This is a genomic window from Streptomyces sp. NPDC041940, from assembly GCF_055589465.1.
Map to the genome: position 1 here is coordinate 44,960 of NZ_JBVJBP010000004.1, position 18,707 is coordinate 63,666.

Sequence of the window (18,707 nt, forward strand, 5' to 3'; positions counted from 1 at the left end):
ACGCGAAGCTCGGCACCATCAGCACGCTCTTCGGAGCTGATCGCGGGCCGGCTTCTTCATCGCCATACCCCATAGCATGCCCGCCCTGGGCATCGCCGTCCTGGCGGAAATCCGTGCCGCTCCGGCCGTCGGGTGTCAGTGCGGACATGGACCGCCGCCGCGCGCGATAGTGGATCCGGCAGATCAGCCCCAGCCCGCTCAACCCCGGAGGCAGCCGCATGCCCGGCGAGCAACCCCACCTGTACGAGACCCTCGACGAGCGCTTCCGGACGGGCCGGTGTCAGGCCGGGGACTCCCGGCTGGAGACCCTCTACGACGGGTGCCGGTGGGCAGAGGGGCCGGTGTACGTGCCCGCCGGGCGGTATCTGCTCTGGAGCGACATTCCGAACGACCGGCTGCTGCGGTGGGACGAGACGACCGGGGCCGTCGGGGTCTTCCGCTCACCGGCCGGGTACCCGAACGGCAACACGCTGGACGGGCAGGGCCGGCTCATCACCTGTGAGCAGGGGAACCGGCGGGTGACCCGGACCGAGCACGACGGGTCGGTCACCGTGATCGCCGAGCGGTTCCGGGGGAAGCGGCTCAACAGCCCGAACGACGCCGTCGTGAAGTCCGACGGGTCGGTGTGGTTCTCCGACCCCGAGTTCGGGATCGCGTCCGACTACGAGGGCCATCGGGGCGAGAGCGAGATCGGCGCCCGGAACGTCTACCGCGTCGACCCGGGCAGTGGGGAGGTGCGGCTGGTGGCCGACGGGTTCCAGGGGCCCAACGGGCTCGTGTTCGGCCCCGGCGAGCACCGGCTGTACGTGTCGGACAGCCTCGCCAACCACATCCGCGTCTTCGACGTCAGCGAGGACGGGACCGCCCTCACCGACGGCGGGGTCTTCGCCGAGTGCGCCGACGGCAGCTTCGACAACATCCGGTTCGACGACGCGGGGCGGCTCTGGGCCGGTGCCATGCACGGGGGCGTGCACTGCTACGACCCCGACGGCACCCTCCTCGGCCGCGTCCTGGTGCCCGGCACCGTCGCCAACATCCGCTTCGGCGGCGCCCGGCGGAACCGGATGTTCATCGCCGCCGACACCACCCTCTACTCCCTCGTCATGTCCGTGACCGGGACCCCGCCCCTGCCACCGGCAGGGCCCTGAGCCCGCAGCGCCCCTTTCACCACCTTCCCGCTCGCGTTCCTCGGCAGTTCCGCCACGAACTCCACCGACCGCGGGACCTTGTAGTTCGCCATCTCCCGGCGTGACCAGGCGATCAGGTCGTCGGCCGTGACCAACGCCCCCGGGCGCCTCACGACATACGCCTTGCCGACCTCCCCGAGCCGGGCGTCCGGGACACCGATCACCGCCACGTCCGCCACGTCCGGGTGGAGGCCCAACAGCTGCTCTATCTCGGCGGGGTAGGCGTTGAAGCCGCCGACGATGAACATGTCCTTGAGGCGGTCGGTGATGCGCAGGTTGCCCTCGGGGTCCAGGACGCCGATGTCGCCCGTGCGCAGCCAGCCGTCCTCCGACACGGCCTCGGCGGTGGCGGACGCGTCCTCGTAGTAGCCGGTCATGACGTTGAAGCCGCGGACCAGGACCTCGCCCGGTGACCCGGACTCCAGGGTCCGCCCCCGCGGATCAACGACCCGTACCTCCGTGCCGGGGATGGCCCGGCCCGAGGTCGAGGCGATCACCGTGGGGTCGTCGCCGCGCCGGCACATCGTGACGACGCCGCCCGCCTCGGAGAGGCCGTACGCGGTCAGGACCGTGGCGACGCCGAGTTCGGCGCGCAGGCGCTCGACGAGCCGCAGCGGCACCACCGCCGCCCCGGTCACCACCAGGCGCAGGGCGGAGAGGTCGTGCGCGTCGCGGGACGGGTGGTCCAGGAGGGACTGGAGGAGCGTCGGGGGGCCGGGCAGCACCGACACCCGTTCCGCGGCGATATTGGCCAGGACCGTGTTCACGCCGAACACCGGCTGGGGGATCATCGTCGCGCCCCGCATCAGGCAGGCGATCACCCCGGCCTTGTAGCCGAAGGTGTGGAAGAAGGGGTTGACGATGAGGTACCGGTCGCCCTCGGCCAGGCCCGCCAGCTCGCTCCAGATGGCGTACGCCCGCAGCGTCTGGGCGTGGGTGATGACCGCGCCCTTGGGGCGGCCCGTCGTGCCCGAGGTGAAGATGATGTCCGAGGGCCAGGACGCCCTTACCGACCCCGCCCGGTCCCGTACGTCCGCCTCCCCGACCCCCTCCCCGCTCGCCAGGAAGTCCTTCCAGGTGAGGAAGTCGGCGGGGGCGTCCTCGGAGAGCACGACCACGCGTTCCAGGTCCGGCAGGCCGGGCAGCGGGCCGGTGCCCGGGCCCTCCCCCGCGGCTCGCCGCAGCGACGCCACGTACGAGGTGCCGAGGAAGGTGCCCGTCACGAACAGCAGCCGCGCCCCGCCGCGCCGCAGGACGTCCGCCGCCTCGGCGCCCTTGAAGCGGGTGTTGAGCGGGACGAGGACCGCGCCCGCCGAGACGGCGCCCAGGGCGCTCACGATCCAGTCGAGGGTGTTCGGCGCCCAGACTCCGACCCGGTCACCGGGCTCCACCCCGTTCGCGAGACAGGCCGCCGCCGCGCGCTCCACGCGGGCGCCCAGCTCGGCGTAGGTGATCCGGGTGCGGCCCTCGACGACCGCCTCCGTGCCCGCGTACCGCTCGGCCGCCGTCCTGACCAGGTCCGGAACGCTTGCCCATGCCGTATCCGCTCGCACCGTACGCCTCCCGAGGAAAGAGGAGCTGACTGTCCGTCAGATTATCGGTAATCTGACACTCTGTCAGCGACGGCTCGGCCCGGAGGTGCGCGCAGCATGGCAGCAGGATCGGGTGGCCTCAAGGACGCCACCGCCATCGTCGGCATAGGCCAGACCCCCTTCGCCAAGCAACTCCCCGAGGACGAACGCACCCTGGCCTGCCGGGCCGTGCTGGCCGCCCTCGACGACGCCGGGATCGCGCCCGGCGAGGTCGACGCCCTCGCCTCCTACACCATGGAGGAGACCGACGAGGTCGAGCTGGCCAAGGCCTGCGGCTTCGGGGACCTCACGTTCTTCAGCAAGGTCGGCTTCGGGGGCGGCGGTTCGTGCGCCACCGTCGCCCATCTCGCCGCCGCGATCGCGGCCGGACAGGCGAGCGTCGGGGTCGCCTGGCGGTCGCGCAAGCGGGGCAGCGGGCCCCGGCCCTGGACCAACACCGCCGTCCAGCTCCCGACCCCGGCCCAGTGGACCCGGCCGTACGGGCTGCTCAGGCCCGTCGACGAGATCGCCATGCTCGCCCGGCGCTACCTGCACGAGTACGGGGCCACCCGCGACCACCTGTTCAACGTCGCCCTGGCCTGCCGCAACCGCGCCAACCAGAACCCCGACGCGATCATGTACGACCGCCCCCTCACCCGCGAGATGTACATGACGTCCCGCTGGGTCAGCGAGCCGCTCTGCCTCTTCGACAACTGCCTGGAGACGGACGGGGCGCTGGCCTGTGTGGTCGTCTCCGCCGAGCGGGCCCGGGACTGCCGCCGGAAACCCGTCTACGTCCACTCCGCCGCCCAGTCGCTCCCCGCCCAGCACCACGGCATGGTCAACTACTGGAACGACGACCCCCTCACCGGCCCCGCCTGGAGCGCCGCCCGGCATCTGTGGAAGCACTCCGACCTGACCCCCGAGGACGTGGACGTCGCCCAGATCTACGACGCCTTCACGCCCCTGGTCCTGCTCTCCCTGGAGGGCTACGGCTTCTGCGAGCGCGGTGAGGGCGGGGCGTTCACCGAGGGCGGCGCGCTGGAGACCGGCGGGCTGCTGCCCGTGAACACCGGCGGGGGCGGGCTGTCCGAGGCCTATGTGCACGGCTTCAACCTCATCAACGAAGGGGTGAAGCAGCTGCGCGGGACCAGTACCGCTCAGGTGCCGGGGGCCGCCACCTGTCTGGTCACGGCGGGTGAAGGGGTGCCGACCTCCGCCCTTCTGCTGAGGAGTTGAGATGCCACCGATGCTGCGCCCCGTCACCGACCCCGACGGCGCCCCCTTCTGGGAGTACGCCGCCCGGGGCGAGCTGCGCGTCCAGGCCTGCTCCGGCTGCGGCGAACTCCGCTTCCCGCCCCGGCCGTGCTGCCCGCACTGCCAGTCCTTCGCGTCCGAGTGGCGCCTCGTCCCGGGCGGCGGCCGGATCTGGTCGTACGTCGTGCCGCATCCGCCGCTGCTGCCCGGCTACGCGGAGCTGGCGCCGTACAACGTGGTCGTCGTCGAGCTGGACGAGGCGCCGCGGGTCCGGCTCGTCGGCAATCTGGTCGCGGAGCCCGGCGCGGCGATCGACTCCGTGCCCGCCGAACGGATCCGCATCGGTGCCCGGGTGCGGGTCGTCTTCGACGACGGCCTGCCGCGGTGGGTCCTGGAGCGGTCATGAGCAGTGTGCTCGTCAGCGGGGACAAGGACAGCGGGGTGGCCGTCGTCACCCTCAACCGGCCCGACCGGCTCAACGCGATCGACCTGGAGATGGCGGACCGACTCGTCGACGTCTGGCGGGAGTTGCGGTTCGACGACACCGTACGGGCCGTCGTGCTCACGGGGGCCGGGGAGCGCGCCTTCTGCACCGGCGTCGACCGGGACGCCGTCGTGCCGCAGCCGAACTCGCCGTTCGCGCAGGACGATCCGCTGCTCGGGATCGGGCCGAAGGCGAACGACCTGTGGAAGCCGGTCGTCGCCGCCGTGCGCGGGATGGCCTGCGGGGGTGCCTTCTATCTGCTCGGCGAGGCGGAGTTCATCGTCGCCGACACCACCGCCTCCTTCTTCGACCCGCACACCACCTACGGCATGGTCAGCGCCTACGAGTCCGTCCTCATGGCGCAGCGCATGCCGTACGGGGAGGTCGCGCGGATGGTGCTGACGGGCACGGCCGAGCGGATCTCGGCGCGGCGGGCGTACGAGGTCGGGCTGGTGTCCGAACTCGCCCCGGAGGGCGGGGCGCCGGCGGCGGCGATCGCGTGTGCGGCCGTGATCGCCGGGCATCCGACGGAGGCCGTGCAGGGGACCGTACGGGCGCTGTGGGCCGCGAGTGAGGCGGGGCGGGGGCGGGGGTTCGCGCAGGCACCGCACCTCATCGCGCTCGGGAACGCGGCGGGTGAGCGGCAGGCCCGGCTGTTCGCGGGGCGGGGGCGTGCGTACCGGTTGCGGTAGTAAAAGTCGTTTACTCATACACGCGTATGCTCGACTCGTGGTTGAGCATCGGATGATCGACGTGAACGGCATACAACTGCACATCGCGGAGCAGGGCGAGGGCCCGCTCGTGGTGCTGCTGCACGGTTTCCCGGAGTCCTGGCACTCCTGGCGGCACCAGTTCGGTCCGCTGGCCGAGGCCGGGTTCCGGGTGGTCGCGCCCGACCAGCGCGGATACGGCGGCAGTGACCGCCCCGAGGACGTGTCCGAGTACAGCATCTTCCACCTGGTGGGCGATGTGGTCGGGCTGATCCACGCGCTGGGCGAGGAGCGGGCGTTCGTCGTCGGGCACGACTGGGGGGCGCCGGTGGCCTGGCACACCGCGCTGCTGCGGCCCGACGTGGTGCGCGGGGTGGCGGGTCTGAGCGTGCCGCCGCCCTTCCGGGGTGGGCAGCCGCCGCTCAAGACCATGCGGGAGCGGTTCGGCGGGCACTTCTACTGGAACTACTTCGAGGAGCCCGGCGTCGCGGACGCCGAGTTCGCCGCCGACACCCGCACCGCCCTGCGCAAGCTCCTGTACTCCGCCTCCGGTGACGCGCCGAACGCCGGCCGTCCCGAGCAGGCCCTGGTCGAGGACCTGGGGCGCGGCTGGCTCGCGGACGCCCCGAACCCCGAGGCGCTGCCCGACTGGCTCACCGAGCAGGACCTCGACACCCTCACCGAGGCCTTCGAGCCGGGCTTCACGGGCGCGCTGAACTGGTACCGCAACCTGGACCGCAACTGGGAGCTGACCGCCCCCTGGCAGGGCGCGGTGGTGTCCCCGCCCGCGCTGTACGTGTACGGCGACCGCGACCTGGTCCCGGCCTTCCCGGGCACGCCCGAACTGATCGAGGCCCTGCCCGGGTTGATGCCGAACCTGCGGCGCGAGCCGGTCGTGCTGCCGGGCTGCGGCCACTGGACCCAGCAGGAGCGGCCCGCCGAGGTGAACAAGGTACTGATCGACTTCCTGACGGAACTGCGGGGCTGAGAGCCCGGGGCGCGGGTCAGGCGGCCGGCCTCGTCGTGGCCGACCGCCGGGCCCGAACCGCCGGAGCCAGGGCCCGGACCACCGGGGCAACCGCCACGCCCGGACCGCCGGGGCCGGACCACCGCGGCCGGACCACCGCGGCCGGACCACCGGGCCCGGACCGCCGGGCCCGGACCGCCGGGGCGACCGCCACGTCCGGATCGCCGGGGCCGGACCACCGGGGCGACCACCAGCGCCCGGATCGCGACATCCCCGACCGCCGGGGCGACCGCCGGCGCCCGGACCGCACGGTCCGGGCCGCCGGGCCCGGACCGTCCGTCACCGGCGGCCACCGCGTGGCGACCGCCGCGCACCCGGCGTAGCGTCTTGGGTGAGAGCGGTGATCGGGCCGCCTTCCCGAAGCGAACCGCTCCCCGTAGCGACGGCCGCCGTCTGGAACCCTTCCGTGCGCCGGTACGACGGCCGTCCCGGGACGTGTCACGCGGTGCGTGCCGTGCCCGTGCCCTTCTCCGCGTCCAGTGCGTACACACAGCGGTCCTTGCTGCACGCGTACACCACCCCGTCCCGGACGACCGGGGAGCCGGTGATCTCGCCGCCGGTGGCGAGCTTCCAGCGCAGCCGGCCGTCGTCGGCCTTGAGGGTGTAGAGGAGATGGTCGGTGGAGCCGAAGTGGATGCGGCCCTCGGCCACCGAGGGGGCGCCCACGATGTCGCCGCCCGCCTGGAAGCGCCACTTGGGTGTGCCGGTGACCGCGTCGAGGGTGTAGAGGCCCTTGCCGCTGCCCACGTGGACATGGCCGGCGGCGACCAGGACGGGCTCGACGGAGGCGCGGGACTCGGTGGCGATGCGCCAGCGGTCGCGGCCGTCGGTGGCGTCGAGGGCGTACACCGTGCCGAGGTAGTCGGCGAGGTAGATGCCGCCGCCGGTGACGGCCGGGCCGGGGACGAAGGTGGGCGGCGAGAGGAAGGCGGCCGGGGCCTCGAAGTGCCACTTCACATGGCCGGCGGCCGTGTCGAGGGCCAGGACACGGGTGCCGGCGCAGACGTACACGTATCCGTCGGCCGCCGGGGTGACCCGGACCGGGACGCCGCCGCAGGAGCCCGCGTCGCCGATCGGGTACGACCAGCGCTCGTCGCCGGTACGGGCGTCCAGGGCGCGCAGCCGGGCGTCCTGCCACACGTAGACCGTGCCGTCGTGCAGGACCGGTCCGGCCTCGGGGGACTCGAAGTCGGTCTGGCAGCCGGTGACCTCCCAGAGCTTCTGGCCGGCCGAGGCCTCCCAGCCCTGGACGCCGCCGCCGCGGGTGCCGGTGACGACGGTGCCGCGGCCGGCCTGGAGCGCGTAGACCCAGGCGTCCGTCTGCAGGCGCCACAGGTCGGCGCCCTCACGGGCGTCCAGGGCGAACAGCGTGGGCCCGTCGGAGGCGTGGATACGGCCCTCAGCGACCGCCATGGACCAGGCGACGTCCCGCGTCTTGAAGCGGCGGCGGCCGGTGCCCACGTCCAGGGCGTGCACCTCGAAGGAGGTGACGTAGACGAGGTCGCCGTCGACGGAGGGGGTGCCCCAGACGTCGTTGGACATGCGGAAGCGCCAGGGCCGCCAGCCGCTCGCCTCGGGCGGCGCGACCGGGGCCGGGGGCGCGGCGACGGCGGGGCCCACGGCGGGACCCGTGCCGTTGACGCCGGGGCGGGGCTTGGACCAGGAGGCGGTGAGGGCGGCCTCGGGAGGGGGTGCCTTGACGGCGGCGGCACGGACGTCGGCGACGCGCGGGCCCGGGCCGATGGGCACCTGGGCGCCGGCCAGCCGGACGGGGCCGGTGTCGGGGCCGCCGCCCACGGGAGCCACCACGGACGCCACCGCGGACGCGGCCACGGACGCGGGCGCCGGGACGACGGGGTCGTGCGAGGGCGGGGGCGGGATGGGCGCGGGGCCGGGGGCCGGGACCGGGGCGGGGCGCCCGCCGCCGCTGCGGCCGGCGGGAGCGGGCTTGCCGGCCGGGCGGCCGTTGCGGCGGGACTCGATCAGGCCCACGGCCCGCTCGGGCAGCCACGCGGAGGCGGTGCCGCTGTCGTCGGAGCCGGAGCCGAAGAGGTGGGGGGCCAGCTGGGCCTGGAGGTCGGCCGGGTTGGGGCGGCCCGTGGCCTCCATCTGCATACAGGACTCGATGAGCGGACGCAGCTCGTCCGGGAGGCCCTCCAGGTCCGGGCCCTCGCGCAGCAGCATGAAGACCGTCTCGACCGGGTTGGCGCCGTGGAAGGGCGGGTGTCCGGTGGCGGCGAAGACCAGCATGGAGCCGAGGGAGAAGACGTCGGAGGCGCCCGTGACGCTCCGGGAGTCCTTGGCCTGCTCGGGGGACATGTAGGCGGGCGTGCCGACGGCGACATTGGTCATCGTCAAACGTGTGTTCGATACACCGGAGGCGATACCGAAGTCGATCACCCGGGGGCCGTCCTCGACGACGAGCACGTTGGAGGGCTTGAGGTCGCGGTGGACGAGCCCCGCGCCGTGGATGGACTGGAGCGCCTCGGCCACACCCGCCGCGAGCCAGCGCACCGCCTGGGCCGGGAGCGGCCCGCAGTCGTTCACTATCTCCTCGAGGGAGGGCGCGGGGACATAGGCGGTGGCCAGCCAAGGCACGGCGGCGCGCGGGTCGGCGTCCACGACCGCGGCCGTGTAGAAGCCGGAGACCGCCCGGGCCGCCTCCACCTCACGCGTGAAGCGGACCCGGAACAGCTGGTCCTCGGCCAGCTCCGTGCGGACGGTCTTGATCGCCACCCGCCGACCCGACGCCGAGCGCGCGAGATAGACCAGCCCCATGCCGCCGGCACCCAGCCGTCCCAGCACCTCGAACGGCCCGATCCGCCGCGGATCGTGCTGCGTCAGCTGATCCACCACTCTGCCTGCCACCTCCCCGTACGAGCCGCGCCAAGCCACATGTTCCACGCGACCCCGTGCAGCGTCTCACCACCGCACCGCCATGGCGGCACGCACCCCGATTCTTCCTGGCCAAAGCCGTGGTGGCGAACCCGGCGACGATTGGGGTGTCTCCGTACATACAGGGGCAATAGATGACCATATGGCGCCTGGTCAGGCGCCTGGTGAGCGGTGCAGCAGCGCGAAGGACGCCCCCTGATCGTCCGTGACGACGGCGACCGTGCCGTACGAGGTCTCGAACGGCGGGACCTGGACCCGGCCGCCGAGCCGGGTGACGTCCTCCAGCGCGGCCGGTACGTCCTCGGCGGCGAAGTGGACGAGGAAGTGGGGCGGCATCTCGGCCGCGAAACGGTCGGTGACGGCGGCGCGGCCGAAGTCGGGCTCGGCGTCCGGACCGAACAGGGCCTCCTGGAAGAGGTCGCCGTAGAAGTCGTCGGCCGCCTCGGTGTCCCGCGCGTACAGCTCGGCCCAGGCGAAGGTGCCCGGCTCGTGCCGCGTGCCGAAGCCGGGGTGCTCGTCCGGCTGCCACAGGGCGAAGACGGCCCCCTCCGGGTCGGTGACCAGGGCGGTGACGCCCAGGTCACCGGCCGGCACCGGCGCCGACACGATCTGCCCGCCCGCGTCCCGGATGCGCCGGGCCAGGGCCGGGGCGTCCGGGGTCGCGAAGTACACCGTCCAGACGGTGGGCAGCCGGCCGTCCACCTTGCGGACCAGGGCGGCCACGGGTTCGCCGTCCTTCAGCGCCTCGGCGAAGGAGCCGTACCACTCGTCCTCGAAGGTCCACCCGAAAAGTTCACCGTAGAACCGCTTGCCCGCCTCGAGGTCGCGAAGCTGCGCGTCCACCCAGCAGGGGACGCCCTCTGCGTACACCGATGCCCTGTTTTCGGCCATGCCGCCAACGTAACCGCGACGGCCGCAGCCCGCAGACCAGGCACACCAGCCTCCGCACTCCCTTACACCCCATTTGCAGTCGGCCGAATCGCGCCTCGATCCCGCCTCGGTAAGCTGACGTCATGACAGGACAAGTGCGTACCGTCGACGGCCGCGTGGCCGGCCGGCGTGGGCAGGCGACCCGGCAGAAGCTGCTCGACTGCCTCAGCGAGATGCTCAGCTCCTCCCCGTACCGGGATGTCAAAGTCATCGATGTCGCCCGGAAGGCGGGCACTTCGCCCGCGACCTTCTACCAGTACTTCCCGGACGTCGAGGGCGCCGTCCTGGAGATCGCCGAGCAAATGGCGACCGAGGGCGCCGCGTTGACCGAGCTCCTGGAGGGCCGCTCGTGGGCCGGCAAGGCCGGCTGGCAGACGGCGCAGGAACTCGTCGACGGGTTCCTGGAGTTCTGGCGCAAGAACGACGCGATCCTCCGGGTCGTCGATCTCGGCGCCGCCGAGGGCGACAAGCGCTTCTACAAGCTCCGGATGAAGATCCTGAACTCGGTGAACAACTCCCTCTCGGACGCCGTCGCCGAGCTCCAGGCCAAGGGCCGGGTCGACAAGGACGTGAACCCCGCGGCCGTCGCCGGCTCGCTGGTCGCGATGCTCGCGGCCGTGGCCTCGCACCAGAAGGGCTTCACCTCCTGGGGCGTGAAACAGGCCGAACTGAAGCCGAACCTGGCGCTGTTGGTGCACCTGGGCGTCACCGGCCGAAAGCCGACGAAGTAGCGGCCCCGGCGCCGCTGCCCCCTTTCCCGTTTCCCGTTTCAAGTCCTGTCTGGCAGGCGGCGGTCCACCCGGTGGGCCGCCGCCTGCCGCGCTTTCCGCCCCCGTGTGACGTCTAGCTCCGTACGATCCTGAAGACCCGTATCTCCCGCTCCACCCGTGCCTGGTACGCGGCGTACGGCGGCCAGAACTCCAGCACCGCCTTCCATGCCGCCGCCCGTTCCTCCCCCTCCAGCAGCCGGGCCGTGACCGGGATGTCCTGGCCCTTCCAGTTGATCTCGGCTCTCGGATGGGCCAGCAGATTGTGACTCCAGGCGGGGTGCCCCGAGCGCCCGAAGTTGGACCCGACCAGGACCCAGCCGCGCTCGCCGTCACCCTCCGGCATGCAGGCCAGCGGCGTACGCCGGGCCAGCCCGCTGCGCGCCCCGGTGGAGGTCAGCACCACACCCGGCAGCAGCTGGGCACTGAGCAGCACCTTTCCGCGGGTGAGCCGGTGCACGGCCCGGTCCAGGGCCGGGAACACATGCGGTGCCACCCGCGCGAACCCCGGAGTGGAGGACACCTTCTGCACGAACCGCACGCCTCTCATCGGCCGGCCTCCTCGAAGACATGCGCCGCGTCGGCAGCATGCGCCCGGAGCCGGTGCACCGGCCCGAACAGCAGCTCGTCGCCCGCGGCACGCTTGAAGTACAGATGCATGTCGTGCTCCCAGGTGAACCCGATGCCGCCGTGCGACTGGATCCCCTCGGCGGCGGCCCCGCGCAGGGCTTCGAGCGCCTGGGCGAGGGCCAGGCCGCCGGCGGTCTCCTCGTGGGCGGCGGCCCAGGCCGCGTAGTACGCCGCCGAGCGGGCCGCCTGCACCTGGACGTAGGCGTCGGCCAGCCGGTGCTTGACCGCCTGGAAGGAGCCGACCGGCCGCCCGAACTGCTCGCGCTGCCCCACGTACTCCACGGTCCGCTCCAGCACCCGGTCGGCCGCCCCCACGGCCTCGGCGGCGAGACAGACGGCGGCGGTGTCACCGAGCCGGGCGAGGGCGGCGAGTACGTCGTCTGTCTCGCCTCCGTCGCGGCCCAGCAACTCGGCTTCCACGTGGCGGAGTTGGACGCGCGCTTGCGGACGGGTCGCGTCCAGCGCGGTCAGCCGTGTGCGGGTGAGGCCGTCGGCGTCCGCCCGTACGAGGAAGAGCAGGACGCGGGAACGGGCGAACCCCCCGGTGTGCGCGGCGACCAGGAGGAGCCCCGCGCTGTGCCCGTCGAGGACCTGCCCGGCCTCCCCGTACAGCCGCCAGCCGCCGTCGGTCGGACGGGCCTGCACTCCCCCGGCCCGTCCGCCGCCGGCCCACACCCCGCGCCGGTCGTGGCCGGTCAGCGCGAGGGCGGCGGTGAGGGCGGGGCCCGGTACGGCCAGGGCGGCGGTGAGGGCGCCGGAGGCGATCCGCGGGAGGAGGTCGGCCCGCTGGGCGTCGGTGCCTAGCGCGAGGAGCAGCGGTGCCGTGAGGACGGCCGTGGCGAGCAGGGGCGAGGGGGCGAGCGCCCGGCCCGTCTCCTCGCAGGCGAGGGCCAGCTCGGTGACCGAGCAGCCGACGCCGCCGTAGGTCTCGGGGAGGGCCAGCCCGGGCAGGCCGAGCCGGCCCGCGAGGGCGGTCCACAGGGCCGGGTCGTGTCCGGCCGGGCTGTCGAGGGCGGCCCGCAGCTCCCCCGGACCGCACCGCTTGTGGAGCAGTTCGCGCAGGGTGCGGCGGATCTCGTCCTGTTCGAGGGTGAAGCGGGCGTCCATGAGGGAACCACCTCCGCATCTGACGGTGCGTCATATTAGGGCGCGGGGGCAGGGATGCCCAGAGTTCCGGCGCTCCCCCGCCCGGGTTATCTGATGTACCGTCAGATTCATGGTTGCCCGGAGGAAAGTGGCCGTCGTCGGCGTGGCCCTCTCGGACTGCGGCCGCGTGGACGACGCGACCCCGTACGCCCTGCACGCCCAGGCGGCCCGCCGCGCCCTGGCCGACGCGGGCCTGGACCGTTCGCTGGTCGACGGCTTCGCCTCGGCGGGCCTGGGCACGCTGGCCCCCGTCGAGGTCGCCGAGTACCTGGGGCTGCGGCCCACCTGGGTCGACTCCACCTCCGTCGGCGGCTCCGCCTGGGAGGTCATGGCGGCCCACGCGGCGGACGCGATCGCGGCCGGGCACGCGCGCGTGGTGCTGCTCGCCTACGGCTCGACGGCCCGGGCGGACGTGAAGGCGGGCCGCCGCACCGGGACGCTGTCCTTCGGCACCCGAGGCCCCCTGCAGTTCGAGGCGCCCTACGGCCACACCCTGATCGCGAAGTACGCCATGGCGGCCCGCCGCCACATGATCGAGTACGGCACGACGATCGAGCAGCTGGCGGAGGTGGCGGTCCAGGCCCGGGCCAACGCGGCCCTGAACCCGGAGGCGATGTTCCGCACGCCCATCACCTCGGACGAGGTCGCCTCCGGCCCGATGATCGCGGACCCCTTCACCAAGCTGCACTGCTGTGTCCGTTCCGACGGCGGGGCGGCGGTGCTGCTGGCGGCGGAGGAGTACGTACGGGACTGCCGCAGGCCGCCGGTGTGGGTGCTGGGGAGCGGGGAGTCCGTGTCGCACTCGGCGATGTCCGAGTGGCCGGACTTCACGGTGTCGCCGGCGGCGGTGAGCGGACGGCTGGCCTTCGAACGGGCGGGCGTACGGCCCTCGGAGATCGACTTCGCCGAGATCTACGACGCGTTCACCTACATGACCCTGGTGACCCTGGAGGACCTCGGCTTCTGCGCGAAGGGCGAGGGCGGGGCGTTCGTGGAGAAGGGCCGGCTGCGGGTCGAGTGCGGCGAACTGCCGGTGAACACCGACGGAGGCGGCCTGTCGGCCCAGCACCCGGGGATGCGGGGTCTGTTCCTGCTGGTGGAAGCGGTACGGCAACTACGGGGCGACTGCGGCGACCGCCAGGTGCGGCGAGGCGACGGCTCCCTGCCACGACTGACGGTGGCGTCGGGGACGGGGGGCTGGTTCTGCTCGTCGGGGACGGTGGTGCTGGGGGCGGGGTGAGGGGGCGCGGGAGTGGGGCGGTGGCGCGGGGGCCGGCGTGAGGAAGGGCGGACGCGGCGGTGGGACGGGGCGGGATGCGAGGAAGCTCCGACGCGGGACGGCAGCGCAGGAAAGCCGTGCCAGGCAACCCCGACACGCGACGGCAGCGCAGGAAGCAGCGGCGCCCAGCAACCCCGCCGCGGGGCAGCAGCACAGGGAGCCGTGCGAAGAAACCCCGGCGCGCGGCGGCAGCGCGGGGGCGGCATGAGGGAACACCGACGCCGGGGCCGGTGTTGGTGTTCGTGAGAAGGATCTGAGCGAGCCGCTGGAGGAGACCGGAATGGCCCTGACCCGCGAAGAGCGCGAACAGTTCCTGGCCGAGCCGCATATCGCCGCGCTCGCGGTCGACGCGGGGGCGGGCCGCGCCCCGCTCACGGTGCCGATCTGGTACCAGTACGAGCCCGGCGGCGACATCTGGATCATGACCGGCCTCGATTCCCGCAAGAACCAGCTGATCAGCACGGCGGGCCGGTTCTCGCTGATGATCGACCGGCTCGAACCCACGATCCGGTACGTGTCGGTCGAGGGCCCGGTCGTCGACACGGCCCCCGCGACCCTCGACCTGCTCCGGGAGCTCTCGGCCCGCTACCTCCCGGCCGACAAGGTCGACGGCTACGTCGACTTCGCCTGGAAGAACCACGGAGAGCAGCTGGTACTGCGGATGCGGCCGGAGCGGTGGGTGTCGTCGGACCTGGGGCAGGTCTGACGAACGCCCTCGGGTGACAATCGGCCCATGGCACCCGATCTTCACGAGCTGCTGAGGTCACTGCGGGTCTGGGACCCGCAGTCCACCCACCTGCCCCCCTTCGATCCGACTGCCGCCCCCGCGACCCCGCTGCCGCTCTTCACGGAGTGGTTCGCGGCGGCGGTGGCGGCCGGGCAGAGCGAGCCGCACACCATGTCCCTGGCGACCTCGGACGAGTCCGGCCTGCCCGACGTACGGATCGTCATGCTGCACGGCGCGGACGAGACCGGCTGGTCCTTCGCGTCCCACGCCGGCAGCCGCAAGGGCCGGCACCTCACCGCCCGCCCGTACGCCGCCCTCGGCTTCTACTGGCCGGTGCTGGGCCGCCAGGTCCGGGTACGCGGCCCGGTGACGGCCGCCCCGTCCGCCGAGGCGCAGGGCGACCTGCACGCCCGCTCGACGGGCGCCCTGGCGGCCGCGCTGACCGGCCGCCAGAGCGAGGTGCTGGGCTCGGTGGAGGAGCTGGCCCGGGCCTCGGAGTCGGCGTGGGAACGGGCCGGCGACGAGCCGGAGGCTCCCGTACCGTCCTGGACGCTGTACCGGCTGCGAGCCGAGGAGGCCGAGTTCTTCCAGGGGGACGAGCGGCGGCGGCACGTACGGCTGCGCTACCGGCGCGGGGACGGGGAGGGGTGGGTGCGGGAGCTGCTCTGGCCGTGAGGGGCGCCGGGGTCTCCGTCAGACCGTGCCCAGGGCGGAGAACAGGAAATAGACGGAGAACGCCATGGCCGCCACGAACAGCGTGACGCCCGTCCAGATGTACCGGTCGAGGAGACGCAGCCGCCGGTCGCGGAACTCGCGGAAGCCCCTCTCGTCGCTCACGGTGACGAGGGTGGGCACCAGTGCCAGGATGAACGCCACGCCGGCGAGCAGGAAGAGGACCATGGGCAGCACGCTCAGCCGGCCGGTGAAGGAACCCGAGATCCCCTTGATCCCCACGTAGTTGAGCACCGCCGTATAGACGGGGATGGCGCCACTGCTGGTGGCCAGCATGGTCCGGCAGAAGTCGAGTGCCGTCGCACGTGACCCCTTCTGCCACTCGGCACGTTCACCGCCGCCCTCCTGTGCCACCGCGGCCCCCGCGGCCGCGGGCTCGGGGAGCGCGACGGTCACGGTGGCGCCCGCCGAGGGATCGACGGGGCCCAAGTAGGTCTCGTTCTCGCGGAGTTCGAGCTCGACGACGATCGGCCCACCCGTCGTCGGGCAGGTCAGGCCCGCGCCGGCCACGGCGCCTCCGAAGGTGAGAACGGCACGTCGGCCGAAGCCCAGCGTGAACCGGTGCCGCTCGGTGCAATGGGGGCACCGCTCCACGATGTACTGCTGAATGCGGGCGATGGGAATCGACGGATCTGACACATTTTCATGTTATCTACTGGGTACCGTATTTCGGTGGAAGAAATTCTGTTCTCCGGCGCCGGGCCGGCAGATCCATCGGCTCCGCAGGACGAGACACGGGCCCGCGCCGTGCCCCGGTCACTGGCTGTCGAGATCCTGGAAGCGGCGGTCGCGAAACTGAGCAGCAGCCCGGAGGCGCGGGGGCTTTACGGCGACCTGCACCGGGGCGCCACACTGGAACAGACCTGGCGCACATTCGGTCTGCTCTCCGGCATGCATCCGGTCTGCCTCCTCGCGGCCGGGCGGCCCGAGGTGCCGACCGCCGCGATCGACCGCGTGATCGTCTTCTCCCCGACCGCTCTGGTCGACCTCCTGGCCAGGGGCCTCATCACACGGAACGTCAAGGGGACGGCCGTCCAGGTGTACGACGGCCGCTCCGGACACTGCATCAATCTGGTGGCCGCCGACGACGATTCGGTCCTCTTCCACGACCCCTGGCCGGGTCGCTCCCTGCTGTGCCGCGAGCACAACGCGGCGGGCGTGGACGCGGTGGAGCACGGCAACGGCTGGATCATCTCCAGGGCCGATCTCGCCAAGGTCGTCTTCTCGGCCTTCCTGTGGCCGTCGGAGTGGGGTGACCTCTCCGGGGAGCCCACCCTCGTGCCGTACGCGGACCTGCGAGGCGGCGACTTCTTCGGCTTCTTCCATGTGGGAGAGACGGCGGACGGCCGTACGACCGAGGCGGACGGAACGACGGTGCGCCTCAAGACCGGCGGCTTTCAGGAACACGTGGACCTCACCCTGCACCTGGACGCGCGTGAGCGGGTGACCCGTGCGGAACTGTGGCTGCGCAGGGAGTGGATGGCGAACCTCAACCCGTTCGCGAAGGACATCGCCAAGAGCTTCGTGGGCGGTTTCGTCACCGAGCGCGGTGGCGAGCGGGCCGCCCCGATCGTCGAGCTCCTCTGGAACCTGGGCGGGCTCGACGAGGCCACCGCCGAGCGCCTGCTCGGGGACGACGCCCCGGAGTGCGCGATCGTACGGGCGTACCTCGGACTCCAGGAGCGAGCCTTCGCCGCCCTGGCGACCGAGACGCTGGACGCCGAGAACACCGACCGGGAGGGCACCGCCTGGTTCAGGCTGACGCTCACATTCTGGTGAGACCGCGGCACCGCCCGAAGGAGACCGCCGCGCTATCCGAAGTCGTACACCTCGAAGTCCGCCACCGGCCGGTACCCGATCCGCTGGTACAGCCCGTTGCTGGTCGGGTTCGCCAGGTCGGTGAAGAGCAGCACCTCCTGTGCGCCGGAGGCGAGGGCGGTGCGGCTGATCTCGGCCGTGGCGGCGCCCGCGTAGCCGCGGCCGCGGAGGTCGGGTGGGGTGTAGACCGGGGCGACGCGGATCTGGCCGGCGATCAAGGGGGTCCGGCCGGCCATGGCGACGGGCGTGCCGTCCGGGGTCTCCCAGAAGGTGATGCCGCCCTGTTCGATGCGGGCGTCCGCCCACTCGCCGTCGTCCCGGACGGTGCCCATGCCCATGGCCTCATTGAACTCCTCGTGCCAGCGGATGAGATGGGCGCGGTCCGCCTCGACGGCGATCCGGGGCCCGCCGGGCGGTACGGGGCCGGGCACGGTCAGGGTGCCGAGGCGATAGAGCCGCTGGCGCTGACGAAGTGTGGCCGTGGCGCCGGTGTGCCGCTGCCAGGCCTCGGTGAAGGCGGCGGCGGTGTCGCGGTCGGCGTTCACGCCGGGCAGAGGCCGCCCGAGAGCGGCCAGCCGCGCCGCGAGGGTATCGGCCTCCCCGGGGGTGAGGGCGGTGAGGTTCAGCCAGTGCGGAGGAGTGCGGAAGAACGACGCCCGGACGGCTCCGTCCCGCTCCAGTACGCCGAACTCCGGCGCCCCCTCGCCGTAGACGTGCCGTCCGCGGGTGCGCAGCGTCTCCGTGACGGTCAACGGGACGGTGTGCAGAGCGGGTTGGGAGCGGAGGAAGGTTCCCGCGTGGTCGAGGAAGTCGTCGAGGTCCTGGGTGAGGTGCCAGTCGTCGGTGCGCATGCCCCATGGTGCCGCCCGCGCCCCCGCCGGCACCTCCGAATTACGCCCGGGCCCCTCCGCCCGCTTCGGGTTCCGCGTCCGTCGCCAGCCGCGCGTGCAGGTGGGCGTCTCTGAACGTGTCGTGCCGGCCCTCCTCGAAGATCGACCCGCGCAGGGTTCCCTCGTACGCGAACCCGCAGCGCTCGGCTATCCGGCACGACACGTCATGACCGACCGCGTGGTCCAACTCGATGCGGTGCAGGTTGAGTTCGGCGAAGGCCCAGCGGGTGGCGAGCAGCAGGGCCCGGGTGGCGACGCCCTGGCCGCGGGCCTCGGGGAGCACCCAGTAGCCGACGCGGGCGACCTTCATGTGGTACTTGATCTCGTTGACGCCGATGTGGCCGAGGGCCGTGTCGCTGCCGGCGTCCGCGACGCGGAACGACACCGACGTGCCCTCCACGGCGCTCTGCTCCCGCGCGAGCAGCGACTGCCTGGCGCTCGCCCGGTCCGTGACCAGCCGCAACGGGGTGTTCCAGCGCCGGAACTCCGGGTCCCGCATGCCGCGCATCCACGTATCGACGTCGGCGCCGGACGTGGCGTCCCAGGGGCGAAGGCGGAGGCCGTGTCCGTGGAGTTCGGGCAGAGCGGTCGGGAACGGGTCGCGTATGGGGGCCATGGGGGTATTCAAGCCGGTGGGCTGGGAGGGGTCACCTCCCT

The 18,707-nt window shown here is 72.9% G+C and carries 19 protein-coding genes; 11 read left to right on the forward strand and 8 right to left on the reverse strand.

The window, feature by feature from the left end; translation table 11 throughout:
- The first annotated feature begins 218 nt into the window (after window positions 1–218).
- Window positions 219–1,148, forward strand: a complete 930-nt coding sequence (locus ACZ6I3_RS09505; protein ID WP_469413211.1) for an SMP-30/gluconolactonase/LRE family protein — start codon at window positions 219–221, stop codon at window positions 1,146–1,148.
- Here ACZ6I3_RS09505 and ACZ6I3_RS09510 read toward each other — a convergent pair.
- The gene (locus tag ACZ6I3_RS09510; protein ID WP_469413213.1) at window positions 1,091–2,740 is read right to left on the reverse strand and encodes a FadD3 family acyl-CoA ligase; all 1,650 of its coding nucleotides are present in this window, start codon (window positions 2,738–2,740) and stop codon (window positions 1,091–1,093) included. The genes ACZ6I3_RS09505 and ACZ6I3_RS09510 overlap by 58 nt on opposite strands.
- Before the next feature lie 96 nt (window positions 2,741–2,836).
- Here ACZ6I3_RS09510 and ACZ6I3_RS09515 point away from each other — a divergent pair, with 96 nt between their 5' ends.
- The 5 genes from ACZ6I3_RS09515 to ACZ6I3_RS09535 are packed head-to-tail and all read left to right on the forward strand — an operon-like array spanning window position 2,837 to window position 6,559.
- Window positions 2,837–3,997: a lipid-transfer protein gene (locus ACZ6I3_RS09515; protein WP_469413214.1), complete on the forward strand. Its 1,161-nt coding sequence runs from the start codon at window positions 2,837–2,839 to the stop codon at window positions 3,995–3,997.
- Window positions 3,998–4,007: 10 nt separating this feature from the next.
- Complete coding sequence (locus ACZ6I3_RS09520; RefSeq protein ID WP_469413678.1) at window positions 4,008–4,421, forward strand: Zn-ribbon domain-containing OB-fold protein; 414 nt, start codon at window positions 4,008–4,010, stop codon at window positions 4,419–4,421.
- Complete coding sequence (locus ACZ6I3_RS09525) at window positions 4,418–5,191, forward strand: enoyl-CoA hydratase/isomerase family protein (RefSeq protein WP_469413215.1); 774 nt, start codon at window positions 4,418–4,420, stop codon at window positions 5,189–5,191. Before ACZ6I3_RS09520 ends, ACZ6I3_RS09525 begins: the two co-directional genes overlap by 4 nt.
- Window positions 5,192–5,243: 52 nt before the next feature.
- Entirely contained in the window at window positions 5,244–6,197 is a 954-nt protein-coding gene (locus ACZ6I3_RS09530; RefSeq protein ID WP_469413680.1) for an alpha/beta fold hydrolase, read from the forward strand.
- A gap of 35 nt (window positions 6,198–6,232) precedes the next feature.
- Window positions 6,233–6,559 (forward strand): hypothetical protein, encoded by a 327-nt coding sequence (locus tag ACZ6I3_RS09535; RefSeq protein WP_469413216.1) that lies wholly within the window; start codon window positions 6,233–6,235, stop codon window positions 6,557–6,559.
- A 115-nt stretch (window positions 6,560–6,674) separates the two neighbouring features.
- Here ACZ6I3_RS09535 and afsK read toward each other — a convergent pair whose 3' ends face one another.
- Both afsK and kbpA read right to left on the reverse strand, forming a co-directional pair.
- Window positions 6,675–9,092, reverse strand: a complete 2,418-nt coding sequence (gene afsK / locus ACZ6I3_RS09540) for a protein serine/threonine kinase AfsK (protein WP_469413219.1) — start codon at window positions 9,090–9,092, stop codon at window positions 6,675–6,677.
- Window positions 9,093–9,284: 192 nt separating this feature from the next.
- Window positions 9,285–10,022 carry an AfsK-binding protein KbpA gene (gene kbpA / locus ACZ6I3_RS09545; protein ID WP_469413221.1) on the reverse strand — a complete coding sequence of 246 codons (738 nt, stop codon included), beginning with the start codon at window positions 10,020–10,022 and terminating at the stop codon, window positions 9,285–9,287.
- A gap of 134 nt (window positions 10,023–10,156) precedes the next feature.
- Here kbpA and ACZ6I3_RS09550 point away from each other — a divergent pair, with 134 nt between their 5' ends.
- Window positions 10,157–10,792 (forward strand): TetR family transcriptional regulator, encoded by a 636-nt coding sequence (locus ACZ6I3_RS09550; protein ID WP_382829113.1) that lies wholly within the window; start codon window positions 10,157–10,159, stop codon window positions 10,790–10,792.
- Window positions 10,793–10,904: 112 nt separating this feature from the next.
- On the opposite strand, the gene ACZ6I3_RS09555 is transcribed toward ACZ6I3_RS09550, so the two are convergent.
- Together ACZ6I3_RS09555 and ACZ6I3_RS09560 are read right to left on the reverse strand one after the other, a co-directional pair.
- Entirely contained in the window at window positions 10,905–11,378 is a 474-nt protein-coding gene (locus ACZ6I3_RS09555; RefSeq protein WP_469413222.1) for a nitroreductase family deazaflavin-dependent oxidoreductase, read from the reverse strand.
- On the reverse strand, window positions 11,375–12,565 hold the full coding sequence (locus ACZ6I3_RS09560; RefSeq protein ID WP_469413223.1) for an acyl-CoA dehydrogenase family protein: 1,191 nt from the start codon (window positions 12,563–12,565) through the stop codon (window positions 11,375–11,377). The genes ACZ6I3_RS09555 and ACZ6I3_RS09560 overlap by 4 nt, the downstream gene beginning before the upstream one ends.
- A 109-nt stretch (window positions 12,566–12,674) precedes the next feature.
- Between ACZ6I3_RS09560 and ACZ6I3_RS09565 the strand changes: the two genes are divergently transcribed.
- The 3 genes from ACZ6I3_RS09565 (at window position 12,675) to ACZ6I3_RS09575 (ending at window position 15,285) form a co-directional block, all read left to right on the forward strand.
- A complete protein-coding gene (locus tag ACZ6I3_RS09565; RefSeq protein ID WP_469413225.1) occupies window positions 12,675–13,844 on the forward strand; it encodes a thiolase C-terminal domain-containing protein in 1,170 nt (389 codons plus the stop codon).
- A gap of 319 nt (window positions 13,845–14,163) precedes the next feature.
- A complete protein-coding gene (locus tag ACZ6I3_RS09570; RefSeq protein ID WP_469413227.1) occupies window positions 14,164–14,589 on the forward strand; it encodes a pyridoxamine 5'-phosphate oxidase family protein in 426 nt (141 codons plus the stop codon).
- Window positions 14,590–14,616: 27 nt separating this feature from the next.
- Window positions 14,617–15,285 (forward strand): pyridoxine/pyridoxamine 5'-phosphate oxidase, encoded by a 669-nt coding sequence (locus ACZ6I3_RS09575; RefSeq protein ID WP_469413229.1) that lies wholly within the window; start codon window positions 14,617–14,619, stop codon window positions 15,283–15,285.
- Between the two features lie 18 nt (window positions 15,286–15,303).
- On the opposite strand, the gene ACZ6I3_RS09580 is transcribed toward ACZ6I3_RS09575, so the two are convergent.
- Complete coding sequence (locus tag ACZ6I3_RS09580) at window positions 15,304–15,981, reverse strand: hypothetical protein (protein ID WP_469413231.1); 678 nt, start codon at window positions 15,979–15,981, stop codon at window positions 15,304–15,306.
- A gap of 33 nt (window positions 15,982–16,014) precedes the next feature.
- Between ACZ6I3_RS09580 and ACZ6I3_RS09585 the strand changes: the two genes are divergently transcribed.
- A complete protein-coding gene (locus ACZ6I3_RS09585; protein ID WP_469413233.1) occupies window positions 16,015–17,121 on the forward strand; it encodes a hypothetical protein in 1,107 nt (368 codons plus the stop codon).
- A 32-nt stretch (window positions 17,122–17,153) separates the two neighbouring features.
- Here the strand turns inward: ACZ6I3_RS09585 and ACZ6I3_RS09590 are convergent, their stop codons facing one another.
- Entirely contained in the window at window positions 17,154–18,011 is an 858-nt protein-coding gene (locus ACZ6I3_RS09590) for a GNAT family N-acetyltransferase (protein WP_469413234.1), read from the reverse strand.
- A gap of 40 nt (window positions 18,012–18,051) precedes the next feature.
- Window positions 18,052–18,666, reverse strand: coding sequence for a GNAT family N-acetyltransferase (locus tag ACZ6I3_RS09595; protein WP_469413236.1), 615 nt, complete (start codon window positions 18,664–18,666; stop codon window positions 18,052–18,054).
- Window positions 18,667–18,707: the final 41 nt, after the last annotated feature.

Bases quoted from the DNA above. Each gene is read 5' to 3' on its own strand.
- ACZ6I3_RS09520 (WP_469413678.1), top strand. From the start codon at position 4,008: ATGCTGCGCCCCGTCACCGACCCCGACGGCGCCCCCTTCTGGGAGTAC.
- ACZ6I3_RS09565 (WP_469413225.1), top strand. From the start codon at position 12,675: ATGGTTGCCCGGAGGAAAGTGGCCGTCGTCGGCGTGGCCCTCTCGGAC.
- ACZ6I3_RS09570 (WP_469413227.1), top strand. From the start codon at position 14,164: ATGGCCCTGACCCGCGAAGAGCGCGAACAGTTCCTGGCCGAGCCGCAT.
- ACZ6I3_RS09530 (WP_469413680.1), top strand. From the start codon at position 5,244: ATGATCGACGTGAACGGCATACAACTGCACATCGCGGAGCAGGGCGAG.
- ACZ6I3_RS09590 (WP_469413234.1), bottom strand. From the start codon at position 18,011: ATGCGCACCGACGACTGGCACCTCACCCAGGACCTCGACGACTTCCTC.
- ACZ6I3_RS09595 (WP_469413236.1), bottom strand. From the start codon at position 18,666: ATGGCCCCCATACGCGACCCGTTCCCGACCGCTCTGCCCGAACTCCAC.
- ACZ6I3_RS09560 (WP_469413223.1), bottom strand. From the start codon at position 12,565: ATGGACGCCCGCTTCACCCTCGAACAGGACGAGATCCGCCGCACCCTG.
- ACZ6I3_RS09525 (WP_469413215.1), top strand. From the start codon at position 4,418: ATGAGCAGTGTGCTCGTCAGCGGGGACAAGGACAGCGGGGTGGCCGTC.
- ACZ6I3_RS09505 (WP_469413211.1), top strand. From the start codon at position 219: ATGCCCGGCGAGCAACCCCACCTGTACGAGACCCTCGACGAGCGCTTC.
- ACZ6I3_RS09515 (WP_469413214.1), top strand. From the start codon at position 2,837: ATGGCAGCAGGATCGGGTGGCCTCAAGGACGCCACCGCCATCGTCGGC.
- ACZ6I3_RS09575 (WP_469413229.1), top strand. From the start codon at position 14,617: ATGGCACCCGATCTTCACGAGCTGCTGAGGTCACTGCGGGTCTGGGAC.
- kbpA (WP_469413221.1), bottom strand. From the start codon at position 10,022: ATGGCCGAAAACAGGGCATCGGTGTACGCAGAGGGCGTCCCCTGCTGG.
- ACZ6I3_RS09555 (WP_469413222.1), bottom strand. From the start codon at position 11,378: ATGAGAGGCGTGCGGTTCGTGCAGAAGGTGTCCTCCACTCCGGGGTTC.